Raw genomic sequence first — 1329 nt, 5'->3', positions numbered from 1 at the left:
ACGACTGAGAGATCGTCACGGCAGGCCTTCTGGCCGAGCGCGCAGGCGAGGAAGCTCTTGCCGACGCCGCAAGGCCCCGTGATCAGCACATTGCGCTTCGCGCGGATCCAGTCGCATGATCCAAGCTTGAGGAAGAGACTGCGGTCGAGGCCGCGGGCCGCGTGGTAGTCGACGTCCTCGATGCTGGCGTCGTGGCGTAGATGAGCCGCTCGGGCGCGACTTTCAAAGCGCTTCTGGCGGCGCACCGTTATTTCCTGATCGAGCAGCAGGCCGAGCCATTCGGCATGGTCGAGCGACCGGGCCTCAGGTTGGCTTTCCAGATCCTGCAGGCCCTTGGCCATGCCTGTCAGGCCGAGGGTGTTGAGCAGATCAAGCGTAGGATGGAGCAGCATACGACGTCCTTTCATTGAAAATAGAGCGGGCCACGCACGTTGGCGTGGCTGTCGACGCCGTCGCCTTCTGCTGACACGGCGAGATCAAGGCTGTGGGACAGGATCGAGGCGACGCTTCGCGAACTCAGTCCGCCGACCGCGAGCGCATAGGCCGACACGCTTTCGGCGCGGGTTTTGTCGAGCGCTTTGTAGAGCTGCAGCACGCCCATGCAGGTGCGAAAACCCTGCTCGGGATGCGAACGACGCGCCAGGATGGCGATGACCAGCCCTTCGGTCTCGGGTCCGATCTGCGCACCCCAGCGCTGGAAGCGGGCCGGTGACCATTCGGCATAGTGCCGGTGGTTCGGTGGCATGTGGTCAGGCAACGTACCGTGCCGCCTGGCGCCACCATATCGGCGCTGATGCGCCGCGACACGTTTGCCTTTGTGGAAAAGTTCGATGGTGGCGGAGGTGATCCGAGCATCCACCTGTTGGCGGGTCAGCGCATGAGGAACGGAGTAATAGAAGTCTTCGACTTCAACATGATAGTCGATGCCCACGCGCACCAGCTTCCACTCGGCATACTCATATTCGGCGTCCGGCAGCGGCCTCAACGCTGGTCGTTCCAGGCTCTCCAGCAAGTCTGCGCGACTGACGCCGATCTTGCGCATCGGACGCGTGTTCATTTGCGCCATCACGATGCGGATGGCGGCATTGGCTTCCTCCAGCGAGAAGAAATCATGGTTGCGAAGTCGGCCCAGAATGTACGTCTGGGCGAAGCGTACCCCGGCTTCCACGGCCGCCTTGTCACGGGGCTTCTTCGGCCGCGCCGGAAGCACGCCGACGTCATAGAGAGGTGGCTCGGTTTGTCTGCACAGGCTCGCGGCTCGGATAAGTGGATCGCCGCTGGGTGATCATGCCGCTGCGAGACGCGGCTGGTCGAAGTATATCTGGTCGG

At 62.9% G+C, this 1329-nt stretch carries 2 protein-coding genes; both read right to left on the bottom strand.

The genetic code is table 11. From position 1 onward, the window contains the following. Positions 1-392, bottom strand: a 392-nt coding sequence (locus U1872_RS22360) for an ATP-binding protein (RefSeq protein WP_332795065.1), incomplete at its 3' end; no start/stop codon positions are given. 11 nt (positions 393-403) lie between these two features. After that, on the bottom strand, positions 404-1210 hold the full coding sequence (locus U1872_RS22355; RefSeq protein ID WP_332795064.1) for a Mu transposase domain-containing protein: 807 nt from the start codon (positions 1208-1210) through the stop codon (positions 404-406). Positions 1211-1329 lie beyond the last annotated feature (119 nt).

Source organism: Parasphingomonas frigoris (genome assembly GCF_036663815.1).
GTDB lineage: Bacteria > Pseudomonadota > Alphaproteobacteria > Sphingomonadales > Sphingomonadaceae > Sphingomonas.
Note: the sequence above shows the minus strand (reverse complement) of the source record. Positions and strands in the feature narration are given on the sequence as shown.